The following is a 23,906-nucleotide window of genomic DNA, read 5'->3' as shown; positions in this document are numbered from 1 at the left end:
GCTATCTTTGAGCTGAGGCGGGGCTGGTTGGCTTCCCTACGCTATTTCGTTTCGTTATGCTCAAGACTACTTACCTGCTGGTGCTGGCCTTGCTACTGGCTGTTGGGGCGCATGCGCAAGGCGTACTAACGTTCGACAAAGAGCTCCACGACTTTGGCAACGTGCCCGAAGGCACCATGGCAACCCACGAGTTTCGCTTTAAAAACACAGGCAACCAGCCCATTGTGGTGGCCCATGTGCAGGCCAGCTGCGGCTGCACCACGCCGGAATGGACGCAAACGCCCGTGCTGCCCGGCAAATCCGGCGTCATCAAAGCCGTGTATAGCAGCGCCGGCCGGCCCGGGGTTTTCAACAAAACCATCACCGTCACGAGTAATGCCACCGAAGCCAGCAAGGTGCTAACCATTAAAGGCACAGTGCTGACCAAGGACGAGCTGAAAAAGAACCTGACCCCGGCCCAGCTGGCGCAGTCGCCGCGCCTGGTGCTCGACCGGGCCGTACATGATTTTGGCAAAATGGAGGCCGGTCAGCAACTCACGGCGCGTTTCACGGTGCGCAACACGGGCAAATCGGACCTGGTACTGGGGGCCCTTTCCTCGGGCTGCTACTGCGTGGGCATCAAGAGCGTACCGGCGCCCATAAAGCCCGGGCAGAGTGCCGTCATCGAGTTGATTTACTCGCAACGGAAACTGGGTGCCATGACGGATGAAGTGGTTATTGCTTCCAACGACCTCAGCGGCGACGCCCGCCTCACGCTGAAAGCCAACGTGGTAAAAAGTCTGCAGGCCGCCAACATGCTGAAGGAAGGCGAAGCTGCCGTGCCTTTTAAGTAGGACAACATTTATTAACGTCTCATCAGCAGGCGGCCGGACGCGCTGTTTGCCCTGATTACTACCTCCCGCATTTTCCACGGAAAAGCCCCGGCCCGTCAGCAATGAAGGCTGGGGCTTTTCTTATTCTCTGGCATAGTGCTCTGGCTAGGTTGAATTGTCTCGACCGTTGTTTGATGTGCCATAGGTTCGCAGTGACAAGTTCCCCTCATCACCTTATCTTTGCCCCCGCTTTACCGAGCACATTTCTCCACCCACCCTTACTTAGTTTTCTGCGATGATCATCGGCGTTCCGAAAGAGATTAAAAACAATGAAAACCGCGTGGGCCTGACGCCCGCTGGCGTTGCGGAATTCCGCAAGCACGGCCACGAGGTATTTGTCCAGGCGACGGCCGGCAACGGCAGCGGCTTCACGGACGCTGAGTACCAGCAGGCAGGCGCCACCATCCTGCCTACCATCGAAGACGTGTATAGCCAGGCGGAGATGATTGTGAAGGTGAAGGAGCCCATTGCTTCGGAATACCCGCTCATCAAGGAAAACCAGCTGCTGTTCACCTACTTCCACTTTGCCTCAGGCGAGGAGCTGACCCACGCCATGATTGAGCGCAAAGCCGTGTGCCTGGCCTACGAAACCGTGGAGCTGCCCACCCGCGCCCTGCCCCTGCTCATCCCGATGAGCGAAGTAGCCGGCCGCATGGCTCCGCAGGAAGGTGCCAAGTACCTGGAGAAACCCCTGAAAGGCCGTGGCATTCTGCTGGGCGGCGTGCCCGGTGTAAAGCCCGCCGAAGTGCTGGTGCTGGGTGCCGGTATTGTGGGTACGCAGGCCGCTAAAATTGCCGCCGGCCTGGGCGCAAAAGTAACCGTGATGGACATCAGCCTGAACCGCCTGCGCGAGCTGGACGACTTCATGCCCAAAAACGTGGTAACGCAGTACTCCAACGAGTACAACATCCGCGAAGCCATTAAAACCGCCGACCTCATCATTGGGGCCGTATTGATTCCCGGCGCCAAGGCCCCGCACCTCATCACCCGCGACATGCTCAAGACCATGCGCCCGGGTACCGTGCTGGTAGACGTGGCCGTGGATCAGGGTGGCTGCATCGAAACCTGCAAGCCCACCACCCACGAAAACCCCACTTTCATCATCGACGACATCGTGCACTACTGCGTGGCCAACATGCCCGGTGCCGTGCCCTACACCTCTACGCTGGCCCTCACCAACGCCACACTGCCCTACGCCGTGAAGCTGGCCAACCTAGGCTGGCAGGAAGCTTGCCGCCGCGACGAAGCCCTGCGCCTGGGCCTGAACGTGGTGCACGGCAAGGTGGTGTACAAAGGAGTAGCCGAGGCCTGGGGCCTGCCCCTGGAATCGGTAGACTCGGTGATGGAAGAAGCCGTTGCGTAAGTTTCCCATCGACTAAGTGGAAAGCCTTTCCGGCCGTGGGTCGGGAAGGCTTTTTCTGTGGTGTTCAGCTCCAGCTTTGCGCCTTGTTGAACGAACTGCGGCGATGCAGGCCCACGGGCCGCCTGGCGCTGCGTGAAGCTGGAGCTTCGCATCCTTCCCTATGAAAGGCATTCTGTATACCGGCGGGGAGCTAACCGACCTGCTGAGCTTTGCCCGCCTCCCCTCCTACCTGCAGGCCTTTTTGCGCGAGCAGAACGGGGTGGTAGCCTACTTCGGCGGCCTGCACATCCGGGGCTGCGTGAGCGCGCCCGCCTGGCACGCCCTAGCCGAAGCCTGGCAGGGTGAAAACGCCTTCTGGCGCACCTACGATACCGTATTGGAAACTGATGTGCCGTTTGCCCAGGACAGCGTGGGCAATCAGTTCCTGCTCCGCGGCGACGCGGTGCTGTTCCTGGATACCGAAACCGGGGAGCTGGCCGACCTGGAAGTCGACTTCAAGCACTTCCTGTTTGGGGCCGAGAAATTTCCGGTTGATGCCCTGGGCCTCGATTTGTTGCGCGACTTTCAACGGCGCGGTGGCGTGCTGGCGCCCGGCCAGCTGTTGAGCGTCAGCCCACCCGTCTGCATTCATACCGCCTCGGAAAAGCCGCAGCTAGCCGCGCGCCCTGCCGCCGACCGTCTGCAGTGGCTGGCCAACTTTTACCGCCAAATCAAAGACCTGCCCGACGGGCAGCGCATCCGGTTTCGCCCCACTGAATAACGCTTGCTGATGCTTTCGGAACACCTGCGCCTGCTGCTCCGCCGTTTTGCCCTGCTGCTCGGGACCTACCTGCTACTGCGCGTGGGGTTTTATCTGGCGAACCAAGCGGTGTTCCAAGCGGCTGCTCCTGCTCAGGTCTTGCTGGCCTTTTGGCATGGCTTCCGCTTTGATGTATCAGCCTTGCTGTTGCTGAACCTGCTGTGGGTAGTGCTGAGCCTGGTTCCGAGTCTAGCGCGGGGCTGGCAGCAACTCCTGCGCCTGCTGTATCTGGTGCTGAATGCCCTGGGGCTGATGGTGAATCTGGCGGATTGGGAGTACTTCAAGTTTATCGGGCGGCGCACCTCCAACGAGCTGACGACGATTGGGGACGATGTGCAGCGCCAGGCCGGGCAGCTGCTTGCCAATTACTGGTACCTGTTTGTGCCCTTTTTCCTGCTGCTGGGCGCGCTCTGGTATTTCTACCCCATGCCCAAAACCACGGCTATGCATCAGGCTGGCCAAACGCGAAAGGTGTGGCTGCGCTGGGGAGTAGAAGCCCTGCTGGTCGCCGGCCTGGCGGTAGTCGGCATCCGGGGTGGCTTACAGCTAAAGCCCCTGCGCACGGGAGCGGCATTTGCTCAGCAACCCGCCATCCTGGGCCACCTGGCACTGAACAGCACATTTACGTTCCTGAAAAGCCTGGGCTATACGACCATTGAGCCCAAAGCCTACTTTGCCTCTGACGAGGAGTTGCAGCAGGCCCTGGCAGCTCGCCGGGTTGCCACTCACCCGCCGCCGGCTCGCCGCGACAACGTGGTCATCCTGCTGCTGGAAAGCTTTGCCTCGGAGTACACCGGAGTAGAAAACAGCGGGCAGGGCTACACGCCTTTTTTCGATTCGCTGGCTACCCACGGCGGCCTACTGTTCCGCGACCATTACGCCAACGGGCGCCGCTCGATAGAGGCGTTGCCGGCCGTGCTGGCGGGCCTTCCGTCCTTGCTGGAAGGGCCGTTTATCACCTCCAACTTTCAAACCAACGAATTGCATGGCCTGGGAGAAATACTGGGCCAGCAGGGCTACACCACCTCCGTATTTCACGGGGCTGAGAATGGCTCCATGGGCTTCAACACCTTTGCGGGGGTAGCTGGTATCCAGCGCTATTACGGGCTGAATGAATACCCCGGCAGCCGAAACAGCCCGGACTTTGATGGGCACTGGGGCATTTTTGATGAGCCTTACCTGCAGTACTTCAGCCGGGAGCTAAGCCGCCAGCCCGAGCCGTTTTTTAGCACCCTGTTCACGCTTTCGGCCCATGAGCCCTTCACGGTACCTAGCCAGTATGCGGGCCGTTTTCCCAAGGGTACCCTGCCCATTCACCGCGCCGTAGCCTACGCCGACTTCGCCCTGCGGCAGTTCTTTAAAACAGCTGCTCGTCAGCCCTGGTATAGCCGTACCCTTTTTGTGCTGCTGGCCGACCACACCTCCCAGACCGACCGCCGGGGCTACCAAAACCTACTGGGTGCCTACAAAACGCCCCTGCTGCTGTTCCGGCCCGGGCAGGCCCTGTCGGCGCCCACCAGTCCGCGCATCACCCAGCAGGCCGACGTGCCGGCCACGGTGTTGGACTGGCTGGGCATCCGGGCTCCACGACAGCTGCTGCCCTTTGGCTATTCGGCTTTCGATAGTGCCAGTACGGGCCGTGCGCTGTTTTTGAGCAATGGCTCGTACTATCTCGTGCACCACGACTACGTGACGGAGCTTACCGCCGACGACCAGGTGCACCAGTATGCCTACCAGCGGCACCAGCTGCCCACTCACCCGGTGGCCGTCCCTGACACCCAAAAGCTACGCCAGTACGGCCAGGAGCTGCGGGCCTGCGTGCAGTTCTACGTGAATGGGCTAGTACAAAATCGGCTTTACCCCAAGCCAGCCCGCGCCCGCGCTAGGCTTTTTGCTCCTCCAGGTGGGAGCGGATAGCGCGGATTTCGTCGCTGTCGATGGGCTTGTGGATGAGGCCGGCCACCAGGTCGTAGGTTTTGGCTTTTTCCATGTCGGTGAGAGCCAGCGAGGAGGTAAGAATGTAGATGTGGCAGCGGCCCAGCAGCTGGCCCTGGTAAGGCGCCAGCGCTTCCAGAAACTGCCAGCCATTCATGAGCGGCATGTTCAGGTCCAGGAATATAATTTGGGGTATTTCGCTGCCGCGGGCCTGCAACAGCGCCTGCAGGGCATCTTCGGCCAGCTGAAACGTGAGGATATCATCGCAGAAGCCTTCCAGCCGCAACAGGGTTTCGGTGAGGTAGTTGCCTAAGTCGTCGTCGTCGATGAGGAAGGTTTTCATGCGCATCTTAGCTGAAGTGCAATATAAACCGGGTTCCTACATTTACCTGACTCTCGACGGTGACCGTGCCGCCCATGGCTTCTACGTGGGATTTTACCAAAAACAGGCCGATGCCGCGGCCCCGTTTGACCGGGTGAAAACGCTTGTACAATTGAAATACATCCGTTCCGGCGCGGGCCGTATCGAAGCCGGAGCCGTTGTCGGAAACCGTGATGGTGCTGCCCTGCCCCGGTGTTTGCATGCCGGTGACTACCACTGACAAGGGCCGGTCGTCGGCGCGGAATTTAATGGCGTTGGAAAACAGATTGTAAAAGATGCTGTGGAAGTAGGCCCGGTTCCCGCATACCTGCAGGTCATCCGGCAGCTGGCAGGAAATGGTGGCATCGGCCTCCCGCAGCGAGTCGATAAGGCTTTGGGCCACCCGCTGGCAAACGCCGGCCAGGTGCACTGGCTCCCGTTGGGGCACTTCCTGCCGGTCACGCACCGCCAGCACGGTACTCACGTCCGACAGCACTGCGTCGAGCTCCCGGAGGCTGGCGTGCAGGTTTTTAAGGGAATTGTCGAACACTTCCGTGTCTTTTCCGGTGCGCAGCAGCAAGTCGGCAAATCCCAGCGCATTGGCCAGAGGAGCCCGCAGGTTGTGCGAGACGATGTAGGCAAACTGCTGCAAATCGGCGTTCTGCTTGAAAACTTCCTGGGCCATACGGCGCTGCCGCTCCTCGGCCTCCTTGCGCTCCGAAATATCCTGCATGGCCCCAATCATGCGCAGGGGCTGCCCGGCAGCGTCGCGCAGCACGTAGCCGCGGTCAAATACCGTGGCCCAGGTGTTATCGGCGCGCCGAAAGCGGTATTCCCCCTGCCAGTAGCGCACGTGCGGAGCTTCCACGGCCTGCATTAGGCTATAGACCGTTTGCTGCGAATCATCGGGGTGAATAAACTCGGCCCACAAATCCAGGTTCGAGACGTTCTGCACCAGCATGTGCCCGAACAAGGCCTCGAATCCTTCTCCCCAGAAGAGGGTATTTTCGGGAATATTCCAGTCGTAAATGGCGTCGGTAGTGGCCCGGATGGCGTATTTGTACCGTTCGTTGCTAACCGTCAGCGCCTCGGCCGCTTGCAGGACCGAGGTTTGATCGTGCACGATGCCTACCAGCTGCCGGCAGCTGCCATCGGCTTCGACCACGGGCGTAATGCTGACTTGGCCGGTGACGCGGCCCGCCGGAAACACTGTGGTATCCAGCCAGCCAAGGCGCTGCTGGGTGGCTACGGCCAGCCGGTACTTTTCCTGATACATGGACAGCGAGGGCTCCGGGATTACCTCCTCAATGCGTTTGCCCAGTATCTGTTCCAGGGGTATGCCCGTTGTCTGGGTGAAAGCCCGATTGGCAAAAGAAAATCGAAAGCTGCCCGCCTCCCCCACTTCCAGCACAAATACCACGTCGGCAATGGTGTTGAAGATGACGGACAACATGTGTTCCGGCTCCCGCCCCTTCTCCGCTTGGCTCGGCGGGCCCACGTCCTGCAGGATGCCCTGGACGCCCTGCACCTGCTCGTTGATCAGCAGCGGAAACAGCGTGCACGTCATACGCCGGCTTACGGCCCCGCCCAAGGCTAGGTCCAGCACACAGGTTTCCCCGGCCAGGGCCTGCTCAAAGCCTTGCCCAGCCCGCTCTCTTTCCCCGGGCTGCAGGCAGGCCCAGAAGCTACGGCCTGCTACCTGGGCAGCCGGGCAACCCAGCAACTCAGCAAACGGGCCATTAGCCCGCACGATTTCGCCCGCCGCATTCAGGGTGAACACGGCGTCGGGGTGCTGCTCAAAAAAAACGTGGGCCGGAATACGGTCTGAGGGAAGCATAAAGTAGAAGCGCTTACAAAGCTGCAACGCATGGCCGGCCCGGCAAAAGCCAACGTAATCCGGATGAAGCTGGCTTAAAGTAAAGAGTTTCCGGACATCTTGCTATTATTTATTGCACCAAGCCGCTATATGCTGGTACTTCCGCCAGCTGGGTATTGGTCCGGCTTATCGGATCTACCTGCCAGCAGAAATGCTGCAACCCATTGGTAAGCAGCAGCAACGGCGCCCCAATCGTTTGATTGTAAGTGGCTGCCTGGTGGGCCACAGCGGCGGTAATTGGGACCGAGGGAGCCTTGCATTCTACCAGCAGCAGGGGCCGCCCCGTGGCGTCCAGGGCTACCAGGTCGGTGCGTTTGCGGCGCTGGTTGTACGTGTGCCCCCGCTCCAGGCTGAGCAGGCCTTTGGGGTAGCCGCGGTGCCCGATCAGGTAGTGCACCACGTGCTGGCGCACCCATTCTTCGGGCGTGAGCACCACGTGGCGGCGGCGGAGTACGTCCCAGATTAGCAAATTTTCGCCCGATTGGGTAAGTTTGTAGTCGAAAGGCGGCAGGTTCAAGGCTTGCATCACCTCCAAAGGTACGGCCCCGGGTAGTTTGCTCCCGCTTTTCGCTCCGTACCGTCGTACCCCTTTCCCAGGGTTCCGGCGGTTTTTTATTTACGGAACCTGGCGCAGAGAAACTTGCCTACGGAACGACGATGCTCGTAATCATCGGACCTATTGCTACTATCTCAACCCAAGTTCCCGAGCCCCTAAGCCCCTAAGACCCCAAATCATATGAAAACCAAAGCCGACATCGTAGAAAACTGGCTGCCCCGCTACACGGGCGTGCCCCTGAAAGAGTTTGGGCAGTACATCCTGCTGACCAACTTCATCAACTACGTGCACATGTTTGCCGAGCAGTTCGACGTAGAAGTGCGCGGCCTCGACAAGCCCATGCAAACGGCTACGGCCAACGGCATCACCATCATCAACTTCGGCATGGGCTCCCCCATGGCGGCTACCGTTATGGACCTGATTTCGGCCGTGAAGCCCAAGGCAGCGCTATTCCTAGGCAAGTGCGGCGGGCTGAAAAACAAAACCAAGCTCGGCGACCTGATCCTGCCCATTGCGGCCATTCGCGGGGAGGGCACTTCGGATGACTACCTGCCGGCCGAAATTCCGGCCCTGCCCTCCTTCCGCCTGCAGCGCGCCGTGTCTTCCATGATCAAGAAGCACGAGAAAGACTACTGGACCGGCACGGTGTACACCACCAACCGCCGGGTGTGGGAGCACGACGAAAACTTCAAGGAGTACCTGCGCCAGATCCGGGCTATGGCCGTGGATATGGAAACGGCTACGATCTTCACTGTGGGGTTTGTCAATGAAATTCCGCACGGCGCCCTGCTGCTGGTCAGCGACAATCCCATGACGCCCGAAGGCGTGAAAACGGCCGAGAGCGACAAGAAGGTAACCTCCGACTACGTGACTACCCACCTGCAGATCGGCATCGACTCCTTGCTGGAGCTGAAGAACTCGGGCGAATCGGTGAAGCACATGCGGTTCGAGTAGCCGAAAAAAATGCTATTTGCGGGGCGCTGGTTTCTTTGGAAGCCGGCGCCCCGTTGCGTTTTGGCCCACTGCCTTCCCAACCCATGCCCCCGATTACCTCGCCCGCCTACTTCGCCATCACCTACCACGCCCGGCGGCGGGTGCTGGTGGGGCAATGGCAGCGCTCCATCATGCCGTTTGAGCTCAATCAGGGCTACCATCGGCTGCTGGAGGTGGCAGAGGCGTATGAGTGCCGGTTCTGGCTGGTAGACACGGTGCGCTGGCAGGCCCCAGCCGATGCGGCCACCGTGCTTTGGATGATTGAAACCTTTCTGCCCAAGCTGTACCCACGCCTGGGGGCCACCGTGTACCTCGCCTTCCTGATGGCCCCGCACCAGCTGGCCGGCGTGCTCACCAACCACGCCATTCCGCCCCTGGCCGCCATCAACGGTACGCCTTATCAGCTGCAGCGGTTTACCGATGAGGCGACGGCCCTGCGCTGGCTGCGCCGCTGCCGCACGGGCCGATAGCAGCATATCGGGGCAGGTTGCGTACTTTCGCCGCATGACATTTTTCCTGTTTCGCCGTCTAGCCGGGCGCGTGCGTCCTCTGCTGGCCGCCCTCCCGGTGCTGCTCAGTGCCTGCCAGTCCGGCACCCGCCAGTCCGTCGACCTGCTCGTCTACAACGCCACGGTGTACACCGTCGACTCCACATTTTCCACCGCCCAGGCTTTTGCCGTGCAGGGGGGCAAGTTCGTGGCCGTAGGTACGGCCAACGAGCTGCGCGGCAAGTACCAGGCCAAGCAGGAAGTGGATGCCCAGGGCCAGTTTATCTACCCCGGCTTCTACGACGCGCACTGCCACTTCTACCGCTACGCCCTGGGCCTGACCAGTGCTGACCTGGTGGGCACCGCCTCCTGGGGCGAAGTTGTGCAGCGCTTGCAGCAAAACCGCCGGAAGTACCCCCAGGCCACGTGGCTCTACGGCCGGGGCTGGGACCAGAACGACTGGCCCAAAAAGCAGTTTCCCACCAAGGACACCCTGGATCAGCTGTTTCCCGACGTACCGGTGATTATCAGCCGGGTGGACGGGCACGCGGCCATTGCCAACCAGAAAATGCTGGACCTGGCGGGCATCACGGCCCGCACGCCCATCAGTGGGGGCGTCATCGGGCGCGACGCCCAGGGCCGCCTCACGGGCCTGCTCGTCGATAATGCCGTGGGCCTGGTCGGCAGCAAGCTCCCTGACCCCACGCCAGCCGAAACGGCCACATTGCTGCTGCAAGCCCAGCAGAACTGCTTGGCCGTGGGCCTGACCAGCCTCGCCGACGCCGGCCTCGACAAATCCGACATCGACCAGCTGGCGGCCCTGCAAAAAAGCGGCAAGCTCAAGCTGCGCCTCTACGCCATGCTCACCCCGACCAAGGCCAACCGGGACTTTTACTTTAAAAACGGCCCCGTCTTCCAGGACCGGCTCACCATCAACTCGTTTAAGGTGTACGCCGACGGGGCGCTGGGCTCCCGCGGCGCCTGCCTGGTAAAGCCCTACGCCGACCGGCCCAAGGAAACCGGCTTCCTGCTGTCTACGGAAAAGGAATACCGTGCCCTCGCCAAGGAAATTGCGGCCAGCAAGTTTCAAATGAATACCCACGCCATCGGCGACTCGGCCAATCGCATCATTCTCAACATCTATGGCGAAGCGCTGAAAGGCCAACGGGACCGGCGCTGGCGCATTGAGCACGCCCAGGTCATTACCCCGGCCGATATGCCCAAGTTCGGGCAGTTCGGCATTGTGCCCTCGGTGCAGCCCACCCACGCTACGTCCGACATGTATTGGGCCGGGGAACGGCTGGGTGCACAGCGCCTGAAAACGGCCTACGCCTACGAGGAGCTGCGCAAGCAATACGGCCAGGTAGCCCTGGGCTCCGACTTCCCGGTGGAGGATATCAACCCCCTATTCGGCTTTCACTCGGCCGTGGCCCGGCAGGATGCCAAGAACTACCCGGCCGCTGGTTTCCAGCCCGAAAATGCCCTGAGCCGCCCCAACGCCCTGCGCGGCATGACCACCTGGGCCGCCCACGCGGCCTTCGAGGAAAAGCAGAAAGGCAGCATCCGCCCCGGTATGGCCGCCGACTTTGTGGTGCTGGATACGGATCTGCTGAAAGCCCCCAAGGAGCAGCTGCGCACCGCCAAAGTCCGGCAGACGTGGATAGCCGGCGAGCAAGTGTATAAAAGGTAAAATGCTGATGTGAGGAATGTGCTGAGGTGCTAATGACGGCGAATCATTAGCACCTCAGCACATTCCTCACATCAGCATATTAGAAAAATTATTTCTCGTCAGCAGAGGGACCGTAGAGACCGGGCACGGGAATGTCGAGCAGGCGCAGGTACACGGTGAGCTGGCCACGGTGGTGAATGCTGTGGTTGAGGCCCATAAGGCGGATGGCGGCCCCCTTCGACTGCTCGAAGATAGTTTGTTCGCCCCGGTGCAGCCGGAAGTTATGGGTCAGGTTCTCGTCGGTGGTGGCTTGCAACTGCTCCCGCAGTAGGGCACTGTACTGATCGAAGCGGGCTAGCAGCTCTTCTTTACTGGTGGGCGTGGGACCGGGCTTGGGCGCATTGGGGTCGAGGAAGTCCCGGGAGTCATGCGTCACAAACAAGCTCTTAAAGGCCAGCAAGTTGACTACGTGAGTAGCCAGTTGCCACAGGCTCATGCTCTTAGGATGAGGGCGATACTCGGCTTGCTCGAAGGGCACCCGTTCCAGAATAGTGCGGGTGCCGGCCAGCTCGTGGTGTAGCTCCGCCAGGATGTTTTGCTGAAAGGAAGACGTGTGCATGGTTGGTGGGAATGAATTGGGGGTGTAAAATAGCACGAGCATCGGGCGTCCCGATGCTCGTGCAAGTAGCGAAAGTCGCCGGACTTGTTTAGGCGGTAGGCAGTGCTACGTCGGGCGTAGCGGGCGGCGGGCCACTGGCTTCGGCCCCGGCAGTGGGCTCATCACGCAGCTTTTTGCCGCGGAGCGTGAGCAGAAACACCAGCCCCAGCACGAAGAACACAATGAGCGAGAGAATGCTGTTGCGCATGGAACCCGTCAGCTGGGCAATGACCCCGAACACGGCCGTGCCAATCACAATGCTGAGCTTCTCGGTCACGTCGAAAAAGCTGAAGAAGGCGGCTGTATTGGGCGTATTTTCGGGAATAATCTTGGAATACGTGCTGCGCGAAAGGCTTTGAATAGCGCCCATGGTGAGGCCGATAACGGCCGCCAGCGCGTAGAAGCTCCAGCCCGCCTGCACGTAGTAGCCCGCCACGCAAATCAGCATCCAGATAAACACCGACCAGCTCAGGGCCCGGGTGTTGCCGATGCGCTCCGAGAGCATGGCAAATAGCCAGGCACCCAGGATACCAACTAGTTGCAGCAGCAGAATAGTCGTAATCAGGGCAGTGCTTTCCAGGTGCAGCTCTTTGTCGCCAAAGATGGTGGCCACGTACATGACCGTCTGTACGCCCATATTGTAAGTAAAATACGCCAGCAGGAAGCGTTTCAGGTTGGGCAGGTGTTTGAGCTGCGCTACGACCTTACCCAGCTCGCGGAAGCCATTCAGCAGCCAGCCCGAGTCGGAAGTAGCCGCCCCGGCGGCGCGGCCAGGGTCCTTGGGCAGGGTGGCAAAGGGAATCTGGGCGAAGCCGGCCCACCACACGCCCGTCAGCAGGAAGCCGATGCGGGTGGCCTGACCGGTTTCCAGCCCAAACGTTTCGTGGCCCATAATCAGCCCCAGGCAGATGACCAGCAGCAGCACCGAACCAATGTAGCCCATGGAAAAGCCCCGGGCCGAGAGAGAGTCAAACTTCTCCTCGGAGCTGATAACCGGCAAATAGCTATTGTAGAACACGATGGAGCCGGAAAAGCCCACCGTAGCGGCAATAAAGATGAACGTGGACATGACCAGCGTGGTCTTGTCGAACAGGTAGAGCGCGGCGCAGGAAGCGGCCCCGAGGTAGCAGAAAAACTGCATAAACAGCTTCTTGCGCCCCGAGTAATCGGCCAGGGAAGTGAGGAAGGGGCTTACTAGGGCAATGAGCAGGAAGGCGGCCGATATGGCATACGTCAGCAGCGAGGAGCCGGGCACCTGATAGCCCAAGAAGCTTACTACGTCGGTTTCCGGGCTCAGCTCTTTGGTTACGCTGCCCCAGTAAATAGGAAAAATGGACGAGGTAATGACCAGCGGATACACCGAGTTGGCCCAGTCGTAGAACGTCCAGCCTCGGGTAATGCGCTTATCGTCTTTGGGAATGTTTTGGAAGCCCGCGTCGGGGGCAGCTGGGGCAGCAGTAGTCATACAAGGCGGCTAGGAAGTCAGGAGCCGGGCAAGATAACGGGAATTACCGGTGGAGGTTAGTATGACTGCACCGCCGGGCCGCTATTCTGGGGGCTGACTTAGCAAGGCGGCGTACTGCTCCTCCGTATCCACGTCCAGCAAACCGGCCGGGAAAGGCACCGGCACCACCCTTTCCCGGTGCTGGCGCAACAGCTGGCCCGCCCCGGCTCTATCCGCAATCTGCCGTAAGAAACCCAGCACCGCCTGACTAAAAAAGGCCGGCGCGCCAAGTACCCCTGCATATTCGGCGGCGGCCATCGGGCGACTGTTTTGCGCCGCCGCTCGCCCCAGCTGGTGCAGAAGGTCCGGCGTCACGTGGGGTTGGTCACAGAGCATCACCGTGACGCCGGCTACCAGCGGGTGCATAGCCTCCAGGCAGTGCAGGCCGGCCTTCAGCGAAGCACCCATGCCAGCCGCCCACTCGGGGCAGTGGTGCACGTGTACCGGAAGGTTTAGCAACTCTGGTAGCAGGGGCGCGTGGATGGCCCCGGTTACCACGAGCACCGGGCTGCCATCGGCCGCTGCTACCGCCGTTTCGGCGGCCCGCCGGAGCAGGGTTTTTCCTTGGTAAGCCAGCAGCTGCTTGGGGCGGCCCAGGCGCGTAGAGGCCCCCGCAGCCAGCAGCAGAATGGCTGGCGGTAACCTATCCGGCTTTTTGCTAGAGACTGCAGCTGGCATCTACCCGATTATCAGTTACCAGCGGGACGTTTGCGTGCAGCGGCGGATGTATGGGATGGGGCGAGTCGCGCAGGAACCCGGCGGGCCGCCCGGCCAGCACGGCCTGCATTTCCGCCACCACCGATAGCGCAATTTCCTCCGGGGTTTCGGCGCCCAGATTCAAACCCACGGGGCTGTAGAGGCGGCCCTGCAGCCGCTCGGCAGCATCCGGGGTGTGCTGGCGCAGGTCCTCCAGCAGCCGCTCGTATTTTTTGCGGGGGCCCAGCAACCCAATGTAGCGCGTGGGCGCAGTCAGCAAGTGCTGCAGCACGGCTAGGTCGTAGTAATAGTTGTGGGTCATGAGCAGGGAAAAGTCTGCCTCGGGCGCCTGGGTGGCCAGCTGGGCCAGGGGCACTACCCGCACTTGGTGGGCTTCGGGAAAACGACCGGGCTGGGCCTGGGCCGGCCGCCCATCGACTACCTCCACCCGCCAGCCCAGGCTGCTGGCCAGCTTTACCAGGGGCTGCACATCGTTGCCAGCCCCGTACACGGCCAGGCGGACGGGCGGACGCAGAATTTCCAGGCTCACGCGCATGGCCGCTGGTCCGGCGGCGTAGTGCCGCGTGGCTGGCTGGCCCGCGGCCAGGGCCGCCCGGGCATCGGCCAGCAGCTGCGTGTAACTTTCGGCTTCTTCCGAAAAGTTGCCTAGGACAGTGCCCCCGGTGGTGAGCAGCAGCCGCTCTCCCACCTGCACCGCAGTGTTGGCAGCACTGAATACCGTCGCCAGCACGGCACTTTGCTCCCCTAGCTGGGTCCAGCGGCGCAAAAGTTCCAGCGGGTTATAGGGGTTCTGGAAATCGAGCGGCTCCAGCAGAATCTGCACCACGCCCTGGCAGCCCAGGGCCGCCCCAAACTGCAGGTCATCGTCGGGGTCGGTGGAGTCGTAGGTGACAATGGCAGGGCGGCCCGACTGAATGACGCGGCGGGCCCGCTGGCGGGCGTCGCCCTCCAGACAGCCGCCGCTGATGGCGCCGGTCAGTTCCCCCTGATCGGTAACCAGCATACGGGCCCCGGGGCGGCGGTAGGCGGAGCCGGCTACATCTACGACCGAGGCCAGGGCGCAGGCCTGCCCGGCCGCGCGGTGCGCGTCGTAGGCTTGGAGCAGGCGTTGAAGTTCGTTCATAATTAGGGGAATCTGTGCGCGGCACGCGCCCCACGGGCCGACCGACCGATCTGGCCACGGGGGAAGTTACGGGGGATTTTGGGGCAAATAGGGCTTTGGACAACCGGGTGAAAAAGGCAGCCGACCCGGTAGCAGGGTACGCGAGAGGCGGGCAACTCGTTGAACTAATCTACGGCGCATGCTGCTTTCCCCACAACCAGACCAGGCAAATCCCGATTCCCGATTTCGACGCTTAACCAAGATTGTCGTCAGAACCAGCCTGCTATCCGGCGCTTCCGTTGCCATTCGACTGCTTTTTTGGCCTTTCTTTTAAAAGTTCGTTTTCACCACCCCACCCCCGTTTATGAACAAATCCTTTTCTACTCCCCGCGCCTTTTCGCTGCTGAGCCTTGGGCTTGGCTTACTGGCCAGCTGCAGCAAAGAAGACATTCGGCTGACTGAGGCTGCCCCGCAGTCGGTAGCGGCTAGCAGCGCCGTTGCAACGGAGGGCAACAGCCTGGTGCGCCGTGCCCATCAGTACATCATCATCTCCAGCACCAACGAGCTACCCGCAGCCCTCGCCACCCAGACCCAGGCGGCCAACGGCACCCTCACCGACGAGCTGCCCGGCACGGGCCTGGCCCTGGCCACGTCTTCCGACCCCGACTTCGCCGCCAAAGCCGCCCGCATCAGCGGGGTACGCTCCGTCATCCACGATTTTAGCTTCCAGGGCTTCAACCCCGAGGCGGCGCGGAGCGTGGAGGCCATTGCCGAAGCCGATAACACCAACCCCGGCAGCGCTGGCGACAACGAGCGGTTTTTCCCGCTGCAGTGGGGCCACACCGCCATTGAGGCACCCGAGGCCTGGAACACCGGGGCCCGCGGGGCCGGGGCACTGGTGGCCGTTCTGGACGGCGGCTTCGACCTCACCCACCCCGATCTGAAACCCAACATCGTGGGTAGCCGCTCGTTTGTTCCCGGGGAGCCGGCGCAGTTTGCTCGTAGTACGTTCAGCCACGGCTCCCATACGGCAGGCACCATTGCTGCCGCCGATAACGGGCTGGGCGTCATTGGCGTAGCGCCGGATGCCCAGCTGCTGCTGGTAAAAGTCCTGCGTGATTCGGGCTCCGGGTCATTCTCCTGGATGATTCAGGGCATTTATTACGCCGTAGCGCAGCAGGCCGATGTTATCAATATGAGCCTGGGTGCCGCCATTCCCCGCAACAGCAAGTTCCGCGACGACAACGGCACCCCCGACGACGCCACGGACGATACCTGGGTAAACGAAACCAAGGAAATTCAGGAACTGCTGGTGGCCATCGGCAAAGCCACCACCTACGCCACCCGGCAGGGCACCACGGTTATTGCCTCCTCCGGCAATGATGCCAACAACGGCCAGCGCGACCAGGACCTAGTTCACATTCCCTCGGGTGCTGCCAACGTTATTTCCATCTCGGCCACGGCACCCACTGGCTGGGCCCTTAACCCTCTTGGCACCAACCTCGATGGCGTAGCTACTTACACTAACTACGGCACTTCCGACGTAGACTTTGCTGCTCCCGGCGGCGACTCAGCCTACCCTGGTCTGGATATCAGCACTGTGGCGGGCGTACGCCAGTACACCTTCGCCTTCGATATGGTATTCAGTTGCACCAGCCTGGGCCGCTATACTTGGTCGGCCGGCACCAGCATGGCGGGCCCGCACGCCGCCGGGGTAGCCGCGTTGGTCGTGGGCAAGAACGGGGGTAGAATGGACCCAGCCAAGGTGCTGGCGACATTGCGTGCTTCAGCCGATGACCTCGGTAAGCCCGGCCGTGACCCTTACTACGGCTATGGTCGCGTTAATGCCCGGCGCGCCGTAACGCAGGTGCCGTAAATCCTCTGCGCGCCCTTACAATGGCCGGCTTCCTTCCTGGGAGCCGGCCGTTGTGCGTTCTGGCCGTTGTGCGTTCTGGCCGTTGCAGCTTGGCTGGGTTACGCCTGCCACTGGGCTGGCGCATGACCAGCATAACGCTTAGCAGTTCAGAAGGCCCTATCTCAGCAAGCCGGCTTTAGCCTCCGAAGAATTTACTTTTTGCTGGACAACGGGGACGTTAGGCCGCGTATTTCTCAGGCAGGAAACGGCTAACTCAACAGTATTCTGCTACCTCACTGTCGGCCCGGAACTCTCCTCTTTAATATTATAATATACTGATATATAATAGAAAAATATTTGCAACAGGAGACGTCGGCTGAGTCGGCTTCAGGTGCCAGGGCGCAAAATTCAGCACCCAACTCGCGAATGTACATAATTTCATCTTTTATTGCACTTTACTTGCTAATTGAAATATTTTACTATTTATTAGTACTGCACTAAACCTTCACCGTTATGGCTTCCTTTTTCACAGTTCGTAATTTTTCGATGTTGGGCCTGGGAGTACTGCTGCTGAGTGGGTGCTCTACCGAAGATTCTATTACCAATGCCGCCCAGCGTAGCCGCTCCGTAACGCAGGCCGTTCCGGCCCCGAGCTTGGAACCCGCCACCCGCCTGCCGCAACACTACCTGCTGGTAGCTACTACAGACCAGCTGCCCGGTGACCTGACGGATCAGGCCTGGCTGGCGAATGGCACTATCACCGGGACCATGCCGGAAGTGGGGCTGGCCCTGGCTACGTCCGACGACCCTGCCTTCCTGGCCAAAGCCAGCCACATCCCGGGTATTCGCGCCGTAATTCATGACTTTAGCTACCAAGCGCCCAAGCCCCAGGCCGCCCGCGCCAAAATAGGCTACACTGCCCTTCAGCTTGGTTCTAGCGCGCACGGTACCTCCCTGCCGGGAGCCAAGGCCACGGCTAACATCAAAGCTGGGGCCGCCGCCCGCGCCGGCTCTGTTGGCAAAGGCGCGCTAGTTGCCGTTCTGGGCCGGGGAAATCAACTCCTTCCCGCATTTAAAAACCATGTGGTAGGTTCTGCTTCTTTCGTCCCAGGCGAGGAAGTACACGCCGCTCCCCAGCGGTCCTATGACGCCAACTCCCCTGAAGCCCGCGTGCTGGTTGTGAAAGTACTGGGCGACAAAGGCACCGGTTCCCTGGGCTGGATGCTGCAAGGCCTGTACTACGCCGCAACGCAACGCGCCAACATCGTCAGCCTGGACCTGGCCACCGTAGTGCCGCGTAACGCCAAGTTCCGCAACGACCCAAGCACCGCCGCCGTGCAGACGGATGAAGCCTGGGAACGTAATCCCGAGGAAATTCAGACCCTGCTCGTAGCCATCAGCAAGGTGATGAACTATGCCAGCAAGCATGGCGTAACTATTACGGCACCGGCCAAACACATGCAGTCTAATGGCAACAAGCGACTAATCCACATACCGGCCGACCTGCCGAACGTGCTGGCTATTACGCCCCAAACCGACCTAGCCGTGCTGGAGTCGGCGCCGGCACTGCGGCAATAAATGGCCTTTTCTAGTAGCAAGTGAGTGGTGCGCCCCCTGTTTCAGGAGGGCGCACTTTTTTGGCGCCTGACCTGCCGGGCCGAAACAGCAGGTGGTACGCCACGTCCACCTAATTTCTATATTCCGCTCGAAATATATTTTGTCGGGCACCAGGGGTCGTTGGTCGCCCACTGGCGGGTATTGGTCTATTTTTCATCCAAGTACCGACCTTCAATAGGCACATTTACGGGCGTAGCCCCAACGGCCCGCCGTTTGCCCCAGCTTCCGCACTCTTCCACTTTTCCGCACTGCTCCTATGAATACCCCTATTGCACTCCGTTTCCTGCTTGTTGTAGCTGCCGTGACGCTCAGCAGCTTCTCAGCCATAGCGCAGACGGCCACCACGCCCCCGGCAACCGCCGACGTGACTCCGTCCGACTTAGTGCGCAGTCTGTCGAATACGCTTCAGCTCCAGCCACATCAGGCCCAGCTTTTGCGCCGCGCCCTGGCTACTCCCAAAGGCCCTACGCTCACGGCTCTGCAAAAGCAATTTCATGATGGCCTCTCTCCCCTGCAGCTGGCCCGCCTGGAAGAATGGGAGAAAACAGCGCCCCAAGCCTTGCAACAGCGCTTCATAGCTTTGGCCGATTAGTCTTAAGCTTTACTACCTGTCACGGCCCCGCTTTCAACCGAGAACGGGGCCGTACTGCATTCTTTGCCCGTATCTGCCGCTTTTGTCCACAATTCCTGCTCCCTGGCAGACTGTTTTTGCCCATTGCACTTAGTTTCCGACCCAGTATGTGCCCTTTCTCCCTGCAGCCCGTTCTGGAAAACGACGCTATCAGGCTGCTTCCCCTGCAGCCGTCTGATTTTGACGCGCTATACAGCGTGGCCGCCGACCCCAAAATCTGGGAGCAACATCCCAACCAGGACCGTTGGCAGCGGTCAGTGTTTACCACCTTCTTTGCAGGCGCTATGCAAAGCGAAGGAGCATTCAAAGTGGTAGACAAAGCAACGGGGGCTACGCTGGGCAGTACCCGTCTCTACGACTACAATCCACAGGACAACAGCATCCTCATTGGCTACACGTTCTACGGCACCGGCTCCTGGGGAAAAGGCATCAACCGGGCGGCCAAAGCCCTGCTGCTGGATTACGTGTTCCAGTTTGTGGAAACCGTGCGCTTCCACATCGGGGCCGGCAATGTACGTTCGCAGATTGCCATTCAGCGGCTAGGCGCTATCAAAGTAGCCGAACAGGAGGTAACGTACTACGGCGAGTTGCCCAAGCTCAACTTTGTGTATGAGCTGACAAAGCAGACTTGGGCGGCGCATGCCAAGTAAATACTTCTCAACGGCTTATCAATAGAAGCCGTGTCCACACGGTTGACTGCCAGTTGGGTGTAAAACGCTTAAAACGATACGGCTACATCCCGGCTATGAAACGAAAAACCCCGCTGGCAGCTTGCAAGCGGGGTTTATTGCAGAGAGGATGGGATTCGAACCCACGATGAGCTTTAGACCCATACACACTTTCCAGGCGTGCTCCTTCAACCACTCGGACACCTCTCTGGGTGCTGGGAAGTGGCGCAAAATAACACCCGATTTTCCGGAAACGCAAGCCGGAGCGTAATTCTCCGAGCTGGCCGCGCTTTAAGCGGGCGTAATTTCTCCCCGCAGGTCGCGGGCTAGGCCAGCCGCGGTATCGGCGGCCGTGAGCGGGTGAGCCAGCACGTACATGAGCTTGGTGATGGCTGCCTCGGTGGTAATGTCCTCCCCCCCGATGACGCCCAAGTCACGGAGGTGGGCGCTGGTTTCGTAGCGGCCCTGCTGCACGTGGCCTTCGTCGCACTGGCTCACGTTGAGAATGTGGAGGCCCCGGTCGGTGGAGTCGCGGAGGGCGCGGGTAAACCACGCGGCGGTGGGGGCGTTGCCGGCCCCGTACGTTTCGAGCACGCAGCCCCGCAGGTCATCTACCTCCAGAATGCCGCGCACCATGCGTTCCGCAATGCCGGGGTAGAGCTTCAGAATGGTCACCCGGTCGTCCAGTTCCCGGTGGAAAAGCGGGGGGCCTGGGGGCACGGCGGAGCGGATAAAGGCGTCGTTATACTCCAGGTCGATGCCGGCCCGGACCAGAGGCGGGTAGTTTTCACTTTTGAAGGCGTTGAAGTGGCCGCTTTCCACTTTCTTGGCCCGATTGCCGCGCAGCAGCACGTTGTGAAAGAAGATGCTGACTTCGGGCACGCAGGCGCGGCCCGTTTCCCGGTCGCGGGCGGCGGCCAGCTCCAAAGCCGTCAGCAGGTTCTTGCGGGCATCGGTGCGCACCTTACCCACGGGCAGCTGGGCGCCGGTGAAAATGACGGGCTTGGTGAGGTTTTCGAGCAGAAAGCTTAGGGCCGACGCCGAGTAGGCCATGGTATCGGTGCCGTGCAGAACGACAAACCCGTCGTACTCCTCGTAGCTTTCCCGAATGATATCCACCAACGTAAACCAGTCGGCGGGCATCACATTCGAGGAGTCGATGGGCTGGGCGAGGCTGCGCACGGTGAGGCGCACGTTGAACTGCAGAAGCTCCGGCATCAGCTGCAACATGCTGCTGAATTCCATCGGGACCATTTCGCCGCGGCGGTTGTAAGCCATGCCAATGGTACCGCCCGTGTAAATGAGCAGCAGCGACGCTTCCGGGGCAGCCGGGGCGGCGATGTTGATATCCAGTAACTGAGTCAAGGGTGAGGAAAGGTGGTGCTGGTTTCGCCCCGGTTGAGAGCGAAGCACAGCGCGGTTGGGTGGTAAGGAAACGAGGCACACACGCCGGTGGGTGAGGCCGGCGCCTGAGCAAGCTAAGGGTTTAACCACGGTTTTCCCACCCCGGCGGCAACTTTTGCTAGAGCCGAAACAGCTCCTGGGCCGTGCGCGTGGTCGCCTCGGCCACTTCCTCCAGGTCTTTGCCCAGCAGCCCGGCCACGCGGTGGGCTACCAGTGGCAAATACGCCGGCTCGTTGCGCTTGCCCCGGTACGGCACCGGCGCCAGGTAGGGGCAGTCGGTTTCGAGCAGCAGGTGCTCCAGCGCCAGACCCGGCAGTACTTGGTCGAAGCCGCCGTTTTTAAAGGTCGCTACCCCGCCTATGCCTAGTTTGAACCCCAGCCCGATGACTCGCTCCGCCTCGGCACGGGAGCCCGAGAAACAGTGAAACACGCCCCGCAAGGTGCCATCCTGGGCCGTTTCAATGAGCTCTGCGGTTTCCTGGAAGGCTTCGCGCGTGTGCAGCACCAGCGGCAAGTCGTGCTTTTTGGCCAGCGCAATCTGCACCCGCAGGGCTTCCTGCTGCCAGGGCAGCGTGGTTTTGTCCCAGTGCAAATCGATGCCACACTCCCCTACCGCCGCAAAGGGCCGCTGCCCCAACCAAGTCTCGACTTCGTACAGCTCTTTCTCAAAGTGCCGGCCCACTGAGCACGGATGCAGCCCCATCATGGCAAAGCACTGCCGGGGATGCTGCAGCTCCGTTTCGAGCATCACGTCGATGCTGGTATGGTCGATATTGGGCATGACGATGGTTTGCACCCCCGCTTCGAAGGCGCGTTGCAGCATGGCGTCGCGGTCTTCTTTGAACTGCTCGGAATAAACGTGGGCGTGCGAATCGGTGAGGTGCATTGTATAGGAGTTTCTGTTTTTAGTTTCTGGTTTCCAGTTGCTCACAAAGGTACTGGTGCAACTGCTGGCTTATCGACGCCCAAACCAGCACCTAGCAAACAGCAGCCCTCATAATCAGGCATACTGGCGGCCCTTCCAGGTAAAGCGTAGCGGCAGCACCCGGAAGCCTACCAGCCCCAGCGTAAGCCCAACGGTGTAAAGCTCAAACAAGGGCAACAGGCGCAAGGGCGGCCGAAGCCCAACCCGGTAAAAGCAAAGGGCCGTCAGCACTCCCTGCGCTACCATTTTGGCCCCCAACACGGCCAGCGCCGCCAAAGGCCCGCTGGTGAAGGCCAATCCAAGCATGGCCGGATAGATACCAGAATACACCAGTAAAGCCGCTTGCAGCCCCCAGGGCAGCGCCTCGACGCCCCGCAGCCAGCGCCGCCGCTGGTGCAACAGCTGTCCCAACGTACCAATAGGCAGGGACTCAGCCAGCACTTCTGGGGAAAACACGTTTCGGAACGTGAAGCCCCGCCCCAACACTGCCCGGAACAACGCATAGTCTTCCGTGACGGAGAAAGGCAGCGCCTCGTAGCCGCCGGTGGCCTCATACGCCTGGCGCGTTACGAGCATATTGTTGCCCATAGCCGTTACGGGCTTGCCCCAGTCCGACACCACCTGTACCAAGGATAAGGACAAAAGCCAATCGAGCCGCTGCAGCTGGTCGAACAGGCGCGGTCCCTGCACTACGGTGATGCCCGTGACGATGCCCACGGAGCCCTGCAACCGCCGCAGCAACCCCGAAACCCAGGTACGGGGCACGGCAATATCGGCGTCCGTGATGCAGAATACATCGGAAGTAGCGGCCCGGGCCAGATGGGCCAGCACGTTGGCTTTGCCGCGGGCCTGTCCTTTATTGGTCTGAATAGATACCACCCGAAAGCTACCCGCGTAGTCCTGCATCACGGCCTGCGCAATAGCCACGGTATTGTCGGTGGAGGCATCATCGCCCAGTAATACTTCCAGCAGCGGCGCTGGGTACGCCAACTCCCGGATGGAAGCCAGACACCGCTCAATGGCCACTTCTTCGTTGCGGGCGGCCAGCAGAATGCTTACGCGGGGGAGCGGCTGCGGGACGGGTGCGGCCCGCGGCTCGTGGCGGCGGGCAAACAGTACAGTAGCAGTGCCCAGCATGGCAAACCACAACGCCACGAAGCACAACAGGGCAGCGGTAAGCATCATGCGCAGGCTTAGATAGCAGCGAAGGTGAAGCCCTGCTCGGCGAAATGCTCCAGGTAGCGCGGCAGCACGTAGCGCAGGTTGCGGCTGGCTTTCAGGCTATCATGAAACACCACAATAGAACCGGGCCGGGAATAACCAATGGCCGTTTGCAGGCAGTCCTCGGGCGCCAGAGTGTGGTCGTAGTCGCAGGTAAGCACGTCCCACATAATCAGCTGGTACTGTTCGTTCAGAATGCGCGCCAGCGGCAGCGTAATACGCCCGTAGGGCGGCCGCAGCAAGGGCCGGACTTCAGGTTCCGGTAGCACGTCCAGCAGGGCCTCCTGGCAGCGGGCTACATCTGCCAGGTACTCGGCTCGTGGGGTTGTCCAGCCGCTGAGGTGGTGGTGGGTATGATTGGCCAGGCGGTGGCCCGCCGCCAGCACTGCCCGCGCTATGGCCGGGTGGCGCACTACGTTGTCGCCCACGCAGAAGAACGTGGCTTTGGCATCGAAGCGAGCCAGCTGTTCGAGGACGAAGGGCGTTTCTTCCGGAATGGGTCCGTCGTCGAAGGTCAGGTACAGGGTGCGGCCCGTAGCGGGCATCTGCCACCAGCATTCCGGCAGCAAGCGGCGCAAGGGTTCAGGCATTCGGTACAGGCGCATACGGGCAAGCTGAAAGTCAATAGCAAACAAAAAAGCACGGCCGGTTACCCTGGGCTGCCGGCTGCTTCAGGGGGCAAACTACCCCAT

22 protein-coding genes and 1 tRNA gene are annotated in these 23,906 nt (G+C 60.8%); 11 read left to right on the top strand and 12 right to left on the bottom strand.

The window, feature by feature from the left end:
* Positions 1-56 precede the first annotated feature (56 nt).
* The 4 genes from HER32_RS17970 (at position 57) to HER32_RS17955 (ending at position 4,951) form a co-directional block, all read left to right on the top strand.
* Positions 57-833, top strand: coding sequence for a DUF1573 domain-containing protein (locus tag HER32_RS17970; RefSeq protein WP_149070387.1), 777 nt, complete (start codon positions 57-59; stop codon positions 831-833).
* 274 nt (positions 834-1,107) lie between these two features.
* Positions 1,108-2,235, top strand: coding sequence for an alanine dehydrogenase (gene ald, locus HER32_RS17965; protein WP_168682877.1), 1,128 nt, complete (start codon positions 1,108-1,110; stop codon positions 2,233-2,235).
* 160 nt (positions 2,236-2,395) lie between these two features.
* Positions 2,396-2,995 carry an SMI1/KNR4 family protein gene (locus HER32_RS17960; RefSeq protein WP_168682876.1) on the top strand — a complete coding sequence of 200 codons (600 nt, stop codon included), beginning with the start codon at positions 2,396-2,398 and terminating at the stop codon, positions 2,993-2,995.
* Between the two features lie 9 nt (positions 2,996-3,004).
* The gene (locus HER32_RS17955) at positions 3,005-4,951 is read left to right on the top strand and encodes an LTA synthase family protein (protein WP_168682875.1); all 1,947 of its coding nucleotides are present in this window, start codon (positions 3,005-3,007) and stop codon (positions 4,949-4,951) included.
* Here the strand turns inward: HER32_RS17955 and HER32_RS17950 are convergent.
* The 3 genes from HER32_RS17950 to HER32_RS17940 all read right to left on the bottom strand — a co-directional run bounded on the left by HER32_RS17950 (position 4,917) and on the right by HER32_RS17940 (position 7,732).
* Positions 4,917-5,312, bottom strand: coding sequence for a two-component system response regulator (locus HER32_RS17950; RefSeq protein WP_168682874.1), 396 nt, complete (start codon positions 5,310-5,312; stop codon positions 4,917-4,919). The genes HER32_RS17955 and HER32_RS17950 overlap by 35 nt on opposite strands.
* A gap of 7 nt (positions 5,313-5,319) precedes the next feature.
* Positions 5,320-7,167: a PAS domain S-box protein gene (locus HER32_RS17945; protein ID WP_168682873.1), complete on the bottom strand. Its 1,848-nt coding sequence runs from the start codon at positions 7,165-7,167 to the stop codon at positions 5,320-5,322.
* Between the two features lie 109 nt (positions 7,168-7,276).
* The gene (locus tag HER32_RS17940; protein WP_149070393.1) at positions 7,277-7,732 is read right to left on the bottom strand and encodes a type I restriction enzyme HsdR N-terminal domain-containing protein; all 456 of its coding nucleotides are present in this window, start codon (positions 7,730-7,732) and stop codon (positions 7,277-7,279) included.
* A gap of 210 nt (positions 7,733-7,942) precedes the next feature.
* On the opposite strand from HER32_RS17940, the gene HER32_RS17935 reads away from it, so the two are divergent.
* The 3 genes from HER32_RS17935 to HER32_RS17925 all read left to right on the top strand — a co-directional run bounded on the left by HER32_RS17935 (position 7,943) and on the right by HER32_RS17925 (position 10,933).
* Positions 7,943-8,716: an AMP nucleosidase gene (locus HER32_RS17935; RefSeq protein ID WP_149070394.1), complete on the top strand. Its 774-nt coding sequence runs from the start codon at positions 7,943-7,945 to the stop codon at positions 8,714-8,716.
* A gap of 83 nt (positions 8,717-8,799) precedes the next feature.
* Complete coding sequence (locus HER32_RS17930) at positions 8,800-9,225, top strand: hypothetical protein (RefSeq protein WP_168682872.1); 426 nt, start codon at positions 8,800-8,802, stop codon at positions 9,223-9,225.
* Positions 9,226-9,259: 34 nt separating this feature from the next.
* Positions 9,260-10,933 carry an amidohydrolase gene (locus HER32_RS17925; RefSeq protein WP_168682871.1) on the top strand — a complete coding sequence of 558 codons (1,674 nt, stop codon included), beginning with the start codon at positions 9,260-9,262 and terminating at the stop codon, positions 10,931-10,933.
* Between the two features lie 88 nt (positions 10,934-11,021).
* Here the strand turns inward: HER32_RS17925 and HER32_RS17920 are convergent, their stop codons facing one another.
* The 4 genes from HER32_RS17920 to HER32_RS17905 all read right to left on the bottom strand — a co-directional run bounded on the left by HER32_RS17920 (position 11,022) and on the right by HER32_RS17905 (position 14,914).
* On the bottom strand, positions 11,022-11,531 hold the full coding sequence (locus HER32_RS17920; RefSeq protein WP_168682870.1) for a DinB family protein: 510 nt from the start codon (positions 11,529-11,531) through the stop codon (positions 11,022-11,024).
* A gap of 88 nt (positions 11,532-11,619) precedes the next feature.
* Positions 11,620-13,035 carry an MFS transporter gene (locus HER32_RS17915; RefSeq protein ID WP_168682869.1) on the bottom strand — a complete coding sequence of 472 codons (1,416 nt, stop codon included), beginning with the start codon at positions 13,033-13,035 and terminating at the stop codon, positions 11,620-11,622.
* Positions 13,036-13,116: 81 nt separating this feature from the next.
* Positions 13,117-13,752 carry an NTP transferase domain-containing protein gene (locus HER32_RS17910; protein WP_168682868.1) on the bottom strand — a complete coding sequence of 212 codons (636 nt, stop codon included), beginning with the start codon at positions 13,750-13,752 and terminating at the stop codon, positions 13,117-13,119.
* Positions 13,733-14,914, bottom strand: a complete 1,182-nt coding sequence (locus HER32_RS17905) for an XdhC family protein (protein WP_168682867.1) — start codon at positions 14,912-14,914, stop codon at positions 13,733-13,735. The genes HER32_RS17910 and HER32_RS17905 overlap by 20 nt, the downstream gene beginning before the upstream one ends.
* 343 nt (positions 14,915-15,257) lie before the next feature.
* Here HER32_RS17905 and HER32_RS17900 point away from each other — a divergent pair, with 343 nt between their 5' ends.
* The 4 genes from HER32_RS17900 (at position 15,258) to HER32_RS17885 (ending at position 19,646) form a co-directional block, all read left to right on the top strand.
* A complete protein-coding gene (locus HER32_RS17900; protein ID WP_149070401.1) occupies positions 15,258-16,769 on the top strand; it encodes a S8 family peptidase in 1,512 nt (503 codons plus the stop codon).
* Positions 16,770-17,261: 492 nt separating this feature from the next.
* Positions 17,262-18,326 carry a hypothetical protein gene (locus HER32_RS17895; RefSeq protein WP_168682866.1) on the top strand — a complete coding sequence of 355 codons (1,065 nt, stop codon included), beginning with the start codon at positions 17,262-17,264 and terminating at the stop codon, positions 18,324-18,326.
* 295 nt (positions 18,327-18,621) lie between these two features.
* Positions 18,622-18,957 carry a hypothetical protein gene (locus HER32_RS17890; RefSeq protein WP_168682865.1) on the top strand — a complete coding sequence of 112 codons (336 nt, stop codon included), beginning with the start codon at positions 18,622-18,624 and terminating at the stop codon, positions 18,955-18,957.
* A gap of 146 nt (positions 18,958-19,103) precedes the next feature.
* Positions 19,104-19,646 (top strand): GNAT family N-acetyltransferase, encoded by a 543-nt coding sequence (locus HER32_RS17885; RefSeq protein ID WP_168682864.1) that lies wholly within the window; start codon positions 19,104-19,106, stop codon positions 19,644-19,646.
* A 140-nt stretch (positions 19,647-19,786) separates the two neighbouring features.
* Here HER32_RS17885 and HER32_RS17880 read toward each other — a convergent pair.
* From HER32_RS17880 to HER32_RS17860, 5 genes are all read right to left on the bottom strand, one after another.
* A tRNA-Ser gene (locus HER32_RS17880) sits at positions 19,787-19,874 on the bottom strand.
* 81 nt (positions 19,875-19,955) lie between these two features.
* On the bottom strand, positions 19,956-21,029 hold the full coding sequence (locus HER32_RS17875) for an asparaginase (RefSeq protein ID WP_232066301.1): 1,074 nt from the start codon (positions 21,027-21,029) through the stop codon (positions 19,956-19,958).
* A gap of 157 nt (positions 21,030-21,186) precedes the next feature.
* The gene (locus HER32_RS17870; protein WP_168682863.1) at positions 21,187-21,954 is read right to left on the bottom strand and encodes a TatD family hydrolase; all 768 of its coding nucleotides are present in this window, start codon (positions 21,952-21,954) and stop codon (positions 21,187-21,189) included.
* A gap of 114 nt (positions 21,955-22,068) precedes the next feature.
* On the bottom strand, positions 22,069-23,178 hold the full coding sequence (locus tag HER32_RS17865; protein ID WP_168682862.1) for a glycosyltransferase: 1,110 nt from the start codon (positions 23,176-23,178) through the stop codon (positions 22,069-22,071).
* An 8-nt stretch (positions 23,179-23,186) separates the two neighbouring features.
* Positions 23,187-23,819: a polysaccharide deacetylase family protein gene (locus HER32_RS17860; protein ID WP_232066300.1), complete on the bottom strand. Its 633-nt coding sequence runs from the start codon at positions 23,817-23,819 to the stop codon at positions 23,187-23,189.
* Positions 23,820-23,906 lie beyond the last annotated feature (87 nt).

The sequence above is a fragment of the Hymenobacter sp. BT18 genome (assembly GCF_012273015.1).
Taxonomy (GTDB): Bacteria; Bacteroidota; Bacteroidia; order Cytophagales; family Hymenobacteraceae; genus Hymenobacter; species Hymenobacter lutimineralis.
The sequence above is the reverse complement of the archived record's forward strand: the minus strand, read 5'-3'. Positions and strand labels throughout refer to the sequence as shown.